The sequence below is a fragment of the Limnospira sp. PMC 289.06 genome (assembly GCF_032350395.1).
In the GTDB taxonomy this organism is placed as follows: Bacteria; Cyanobacteriota; Cyanobacteriia; order Cyanobacteriales; family Microcoleaceae; genus Limnospira; species Limnospira platensis.
The window spans coordinates 19,888-27,028 of record NZ_JARPLC010000070.1; the positions used below are offsets into that span (position 1 = coordinate 19,888).

The 7,141-nt window shown below is 47.7% G+C and carries 5 protein-coding genes; all 5 read left to right on the forward strand.

The window, feature by feature from the left end:
* The first annotated feature begins 80 nt into the window (after window positions 1–80).
* The 5 genes from P5674_RS14980 to P5674_RS15000 all read left to right on the forward strand — a co-directional run bounded on the left by P5674_RS14980 (window position 81) and on the right by P5674_RS15000 (window position 6,933).
* Complete coding sequence (locus P5674_RS14980) at window positions 81–1,295, forward strand: glycosyltransferase family 4 protein (RefSeq protein ID WP_014274641.1); 1,215 nt, start codon at window positions 81–83, stop codon at window positions 1,293–1,295.
* A 38-nt stretch (window positions 1,296–1,333) separates the two neighbouring features.
* Window positions 1,334–3,100, forward strand: coding sequence for a hypothetical protein (locus P5674_RS14985; RefSeq protein ID WP_006619294.1), 1,767 nt, complete (start codon window positions 1,334–1,336; stop codon window positions 3,098–3,100).
* Window positions 3,101–3,327: 227 nt separating this feature from the next.
* Complete coding sequence (chlG, locus tag P5674_RS14990) at window positions 3,328–4,320, forward strand: chlorophyll synthase ChlG (protein WP_006619293.1); 993 nt, start codon at window positions 3,328–3,330, stop codon at window positions 4,318–4,320.
* Window positions 4,321–4,497: 177 nt separating this feature from the next.
* Window positions 4,498–6,618, forward strand: a complete 2,121-nt coding sequence (locus P5674_RS14995; RefSeq protein ID WP_006619292.1) for a transglycosylase domain-containing protein — start codon at window positions 4,498–4,500, stop codon at window positions 6,616–6,618.
* 102 nt (window positions 6,619–6,720) lie between these two features.
* A complete protein-coding gene (locus tag P5674_RS15000) occupies window positions 6,721–6,933 on the forward strand; it encodes a hypothetical protein (RefSeq protein ID WP_006619291.1) in 213 nt (70 codons plus the stop codon).
* The last annotated feature ends 208 nt before the right edge of the window (window positions 6,934–7,141 follow it).

Below are 7,141 nucleotides of genomic sequence, written 5' to 3' on the forward strand. Positions count from 1 at the left end.
GGTAACTCCTTAATCAGAACTAATTTGAATTAACAATTACCCAGTTAATTACCGAGATTTTCCCATCAACCCAAATGCCGATGAAAATTTTAATGATTTCTTCCACATTCCCCTATCCTCCTACCAAAGGAGGAACCCAAGTCCGTACCTTTAACCTACTCAAATTTTTGAGCCAGACACACCCTATTACTCTTGTAACACAACGCACCCCAGATGTCACTGATGATGACATTGAAGAACTCAGTCAGTGCGTAGATAGGCTCCAGGTATTTCCCAGAAGTGAACCCACAGAAGCAAACTGGGGTATTTTCGGCAAAATCTCTCGATTTGGCCAATTTCTAGTCAGTGGCAGCCCTCCCAATGTTAGATCAATCTACTCGGTTGATATGCAGGAGTGGATTGATCAAGTAGTTGAAGACCAAGGCTGTGATGTCATCACCTGCGAACATAGCATTAATGAGAGTTATGTGCGTCCCCAATGGAAAGACCGCTTAAAAACAGTCGTTAATGTCCACAGTTCAGTTTATGCAACCTGTCGGCAGCAGCTAGAGACCCAAACGGCAGAGAAACCGCTACGCGATCGCCTTAACCTTCCCCTACTTTATCGTTATGAGCAACAATATTGTACTAAATTTTCCTCAATTGTTGCCACCACTCCAGAGGACGGCGAACAGATGCAAAACTTTAACCCCATAGCGAACGTCGAAATCATCCCAAATGGCGTAAACTTTGAGCAGTTTCCCTACCGAACTTTCGACCCAGGTGGACATAAACTCATCTTTGTCGGAGCCATGGACAACATCGCCAACATTGACGCAGCTAGATTTCTCGCCCTAGAGATATTACCCGAGATCCAAAAACGCGCTTCAGATACGACCTTATCTATCGTAGGAGCTAGACCCGTACCAGAAGTGTTAGAACTAGCCTATTGTCCAGGAGTTAATGTAACAGGTCGTGTACCTTCAATGGCAGAATGTTTACATCAAGCGACAGTCTGTGTAATCCCAATGCGAACCGGGTTCGGCATCAAAAACAAAACCCTAGAGACTATGGCTGCCGGAGTTCCCCTGGTGGGGAGCGATCGCGGTTTAGAAGGTTTAGCCGTCGATGGCGAAGGAGTCGAACTGCGGGCTTTACGAGCCAACACAGTTGAGCAATATGTCCAACAGATTGCCAGACTGTTTGAAAACGCTGATCTCAGACAAGAACTTTCTCAAAAAGCGCGATCGCTCATCGAAACTGAATATACTTGGGAACGAGCAGGTCAGCGCTATGAACAAGTCCTCATCGGTTGAAGGTGATCACCATAGAGTAGGGGAGTCAGTGGCAAAATATGAACAATAGACCAATCCGAGCTAATCGACCCATAGACAATAAATCCCAGGGGACTAATCAGAAACGCCAAGCCGGACCGCCCCGCCAGCAGAAACAACCATTACCACAGCAGCCCTCCAAGCAGCCCTTAGCCAAAAAGCCCAAGGTAGCTGGTAGGGGCGAGGGTGTAGGGGCAGGTTCTAGATCCGCCATTGGAAAAACCAGCCAACTAATATCACCCGCCCTAAGCCAGAAAAAACACAAGCCAACTGTCAGCAGCCGTCGGTCTCCAAACCCCCTATCAGTAGCACTAAAAAAGTGGTTAGCCGATAGTTTAGCCTTTAGCCTGCTATTTGGTGGTTCAGCCCTATTCAGCGTCAGCGCTTGGTTTAGTTACCAACTGATTCTCAATCCTGACGTAGGCATTTGGCTCAATCAATTTCTACCCGCAAGTACCCAAATTCCCCTACAACCAAATGATTACCTTTATAGCCTAGAGGAAATCCGAGAAGAACTAAAAGCGGTGGGTCGTTTTTTTGGCGAACCCCTACCCCTTCCTAATCGAGAAGTTTTAGGGGATATGAGCAATAGTGTGACCACAGCCAGGCTAGAGGAAAGGTTATTCGCCCAAAATCCCTATCTCAAACCTTGGCGCTCATTCCTGCTCCCCCATGAATCCCTCGTACAAGCACCCGTAGATCTGTTAATTCCAGTAATGCAGACCCGCGAATCTAGTACAACCACTCCCTGTCCCACAGGTTGTAAAGAAATTGTGGAACTGCGAGTTTATAAATCAGTACAAACGCCCTATCAAGCCGTAGGGACTCCTGAGTTATACCGCCTAGTTTATCAACTACCTGTTAACGGACCAGCAGAGTCTTTTGTACTGGCATCTTTGATTGGAACTCGTGCTAATCAGCAGGGCGGTAATAGACCACTGCCCTTAACTGATATTACCACCTTCAAAAATAAAGTTCCTGAATCAGGGGTATGGTTTAACCTATATGGAAACCGTCTGGTGGGGGATACCCAAGTTCCCTACGGACATATCATTCATTACAACCCCAAACATTATCATCTCAGTTCCATGTTGGAGTGGAAAAGTGCTGCTGGAGAGCATCCTATCTGGGAAAACGTCACCGGGGGACCTTACCCAGAATTGTTAGTTGAACAAACCATGGGACTTGAGCCGCAATTCAGCATTTATCAAGTCCGACCCCGTCGCTTTGTTCCTAACCCCATTGAGTTAGTTAGTATCTCCCTAGATCAAGAAGTTGTTGACCACTATGCCTATAGAAGAGCTATTAGACTAGCTCGCAGCGGTTTGTGGTCTCCGGCTTTAAGTTTGATGGAACCCCTCAAGAAAAATTCCGGTACTGGTGGCGATTATCCCCAAAACTGGCCAGCATTAGCGGAGGCACAACTGCAATTAATTCAGTTCCATGCCAGCATTACAGATGCTCAGGCCACCGCAGCTTGGGCAAGTCCTAGTCAAAAGGTACTCGCCGGACTCATTGATGGTCGTTGGAGTGAAGCCCTAAATGTGGTTCAAAGCTCCAGCCTTAATCAAACCGAACTGTTAAACCTCCTACAAGCTGACGGGGGAAGAATCAAAAACCGCATTCAAGCAGCCCTCCTGGAAAACCCAGAAGAACCTGATTTGCAAGCCTGGGGCGCTCTCATTTTAGTTGCCCAACAAGGAAGATCTGAAGCGATCGCATGGTTAGAAACCCAATCTCAAGCCTCCCCAGACAACAAAACCCGCATTCGCCAATTGTTAGATTAATCCATTGGCTCTGGTATCCGTGCGTCAGAGCAGCCAGATTCTCCCTTTCCCCATATTATTGATGTGTCTGACGCACCCTACGATAATGCGCTAAAATTCTCTTCGGGTTTTTTCGTAATTGTCAATCTGTGCCTTGCCAATCAATCCCGACACTGGTTTATTGGGATAAGGCAAGGCTTATCAAAAACCATTAGCGATAACCTCGAAATAATAGCTAAAAGAATACTATGTCTGATTCCCCAACCCCCGAAACCTCTTCAGAAGCCATCCCCAACTCCGGGTCAAAAACCCGCCAGTTACTAGGGATGAAAGGAGCCGCCCCCGGAGAAACCTCCATCTGGAAAATTCGCCTGCAACTGATGAAACCAATCACCTGGATTCCCCTAATTTGGGGTGTAGTCTGTGGTGCGGCTTCCTCTGGAGGCTATAGCTGGACACTAGAAGATATCCTCAAAGCAGCCGCCTGTATGCTGCTGTCGGGTCCTTTAATGGCAGGGTACACCCAAACCCTCAACGACTTCTACGATCGCGACCTAGATGCCATTAACGAGCCCTATCGCCCCATTCCCTCCGGTGCAATTTCCATCCCCCAAGTCGTATCCCAAATTCTGATTCTCCTAGGTGCGGGTATTGGTCTTGCCTATATCCTGGATATTTGGGCAGGTCATGAATTCCCCATGGTCACAGTTCTCTGTATTGGCGGCGCTTTCGTTTCCTATATCTACTCTGCGCCTCCCCTAAAACTCAAGAAAAACGGCTGGTTAGGCAACTATGCCCTCGGAGCTAGTTATATTGCCCTTCCCTGGTGGGCGGGTCATGCCCTGTTTGGAGAACTCAACCCCACTATTGTCGTACTCACCCTATTCTACAGCTTGGCGGGGCTAGGTATTGCCATTGTCAATGACTTTAAGAGTGTCGAAGGCGATCGCCAACTTGGCTTACAATCCCTCCCCGTTATGTTTGGCGTAACCACCGCCGCCTGGATCTGTGTATTAATGATCGACATTTTTCAAGCCGGAGTTGCCCTATACTTGATCAGCATTCAGCAAAACCTGTATGCCACCATCCTTTTATTACTCGTGATTCCACAAATTACCTTCCAAGATATGTATTTTCTTCGCAATCCCCTCGAAAATGATGTTAAATATCAGGCAAGCGCTCAACCTTTCCTGGTGTTAGGAATGTTAGTCGTGGGTTTAGCCCTAGGTCATGCAGTTTAGGGGGGAGCAATTGGTGCGTCAGATGAACCAGATTTTCCATTTCCCTATATCACTGATTTCTCTGACGCACCCTACAATCGTTTATCAATAAGGCTTTTCAAGATTCTATCTTAACTATAGCCACCAGTCGTTTTTCCTCCCCTTTTAGCAAGGGGCTTCCCAACTCAGGAGGTTTACGTGACAGAATTTTCCCCAAAAATTACCGACGAATCTAGGGATAGTCAAAATACTATACCCCCTACCTCCGTTTTGCATCAAGACTCGGAGGCGATCGCGCCACCCCCCCCTTCGGAAACCCCCCAGGGGGGAGGACCCCATCGCCGTATCATTAGGCGTTGGCAATGGAAACCTCGCCCTAAATTGTGGATAGGCGTTGGCATAATTACTATAGCCGGAAGTGCGATCGCATTAGCAGCTTATCACTTCCATCGCCTTGAACAGAGTTTACCGGAAATTTCTGATCTATCAGCCTACAACCGAGATGGAACCCTCACCATTCAAGCCGCAGATGGCACAATTATCATGCAAACCGGACCATCTACCCGGGAGCAGGTATCTCTCGACCGGATCCCAGAGCAGTTGCTCCAGGCATTTATTGCCATAGAAGACCGACGTTTCTATGAGCATCGCGGCATTGACTACCAAGGTATTATCAGAGCCCTATCCGCTAATGTAATGGCTACAGGTGTAGTCCAGGGAGGTAGTACCATCACCCAACAATTGGCTAGGATGGTGTTTTTAGACCATGAACGCAGCCTGACTCGTAAACTTAGGGAAGCTCTCCTCGCTCAAAAACTTGAGAAAACTCTCACCAAAGAAGAAATCCTCGAACGCTATCTTAATCTAGTTTATTTGGGTTCGGGAGCTTATGGGGTCGCTGATGCCGCCTGGGTCTATTTCAGTAAACCCGTAGAACAACTCACCCTCTCGGAAATGGCTACCTTGGCGGGTTTGCCTCCCGCTCCAAGTCAATACTCCCCCCTGGTGAATTTAGACCTGGCTACCGAACGCCGGAACGTCGTACTGCGCCGAATGCAGGAAATGGGTATGATTTCTGAGAATCGGGCAAATTTACTGATTCAAAGCGACCTAGTTGTAAATCCTAGCCCCCATAAACGTCTACAGGTTAAAGCTCCCTATTTTGCTAATTTTATTCAAAAGCAATTACCATTATATGTATCTTCAGAAGCCCTAGAAATTGGGGGCTTGGTGGTGGAAACCAGTTTAAATCTACAATGGCAGGAAATAGCCGAGCAGGTCGTTAAAGAAGCCGTAGAAATAGACGGGCGCGCGGCGGGGTTTGACCAAGCCGCATTAGTAGCGATCGACCCCACTACCGGTGAGGTAAAAGCTATGGTAGGGGGTGCTAATTATGGGGAAAGTCAGTTTAATCGCGTTACCCAAGCTCAACGACAGCCAGGATCGACTTTTAAAGGGTTGGTCTATGCGGCGGCGATCGCAGCAGGTTTCTCTCCCTATGATAGTTACAATGACGAACCCTATCGAGTTGATGGATATCGCCCCCAAAACTATGGTAACCGTTACGGGGGTTGGCGATCGATGCTTAACGCCCTCAGTAATTCCACTAATGTTATTGCCGTTAGAGTCCTAATTGATGTCGGCTTTGAACCCGTTATTTCTCTCAGTACCAGCATGGGTATCAAATCTGAACTCCAACCCACCTATTCCCTCGCCTTGGGAGCCTATGAAGTTAATCTTTTGGAACTAACTAACGCCTACGGAACCCTCGCCGCCCAAGGCCAATATATCCCCGCTCATGGTATCCGTCGAGTCATCAACCAGAAAGGCGAAACTATCTATCAGGCTCAGTTTACACCTAAACAAGTCCTTGACCCCGACAGCACCGCTATTACTACCTGGATGCTAACTCATGTGGTACGCAACGGCACAGGTGGGTCCGCTTACCTCGCCGATCGCGATGTCGCCGGTAAAACTGGCACTTCTGAACAAGCTAGGGATCTGTGGTTTATTGGTTATATTCCCCAACTGGTGACCGGAGTATGGCTAGGAAACGACAACAATGATCGCACTTGGGGCGCTAGTAGTACCGCCGCCTTTAATTGGCGTGAGTTTATGAAACGAGTAGTTGAGGATTTACCCGTTGAGGAGTTTCCCCAACTTCCCGACCTCGACAGCCACCAGGGAACCATTAAAGCCCAACCCCATCAACCTAAATGGGTACAAACTGGACCGGCCGCCATTCGTCGTGATGATGATGACTACCACAAACATATTAATAACTCCAGCGACTATGGAAATGATGGCTATTACTACTAACCACTCCCTGTGCGTAGGCAGGCCGGTTTACTGATTTTTGCCGATTCAGCTAAAATTCAGTCAGAATAACAATAAATCTCTTTACAGGAGCTTTCTCTAATCATGGATGAACTGACACCCATCTTCAAAGAATTTACCCAAGATCCGATCTCGTTTTTGGGTGGCTTTGTCTCTAGCGTCCTGCGACTCAACTTATCAGAAGACCCAGTGAAAAGCTGGTTAGAAAAGGAAACCGGAACCCCAGTCTCTTCCTCAACCTCTGACCGAGACAATAATGGATCGAGTAATGGGCCTCAATCAATTACCATTGACTAAACAGCCGGCTATATTTTCACCGAGAAACTATTGTCCCTGAGCGCTAATGTTCAACCTCTGCGCCTTGAGTACCAGCAACCCTCTTTGATAGCCGAGGTTGGCGTAGCTCTCGCATACGGCTTAATATGTTGGCAGGGTTAATCCGTCAAAGCGCGTTAACTATAAACCCTTATCCTGACAGCGATAGCGGGTTATTACTCAACCCCTT

Excerpts from the sequence above, each read along its gene's own strand:
- chlG (WP_006619293.1), top strand. The coding sequence starts at position 3,328 with ATGTCTGATTCCCCAACCCCCGAAACCTCTTCAGAAGCCATCCCCAAC.
- P5674_RS14980 (WP_014274641.1), top strand. The coding sequence starts at position 81 with ATGAAAATTTTAATGATTTCTTCCACATTCCCCTATCCTCCTACCAAA.
- P5674_RS15000 (WP_006619291.1), top strand. The coding sequence starts at position 6,721 with ATGGATGAACTGACACCCATCTTCAAAGAATTTACCCAAGATCCGATC.
- P5674_RS14985 (WP_006619294.1), top strand. The coding sequence starts at position 1,334 with ATGAACAATAGACCAATCCGAGCTAATCGACCCATAGACAATAAATCC.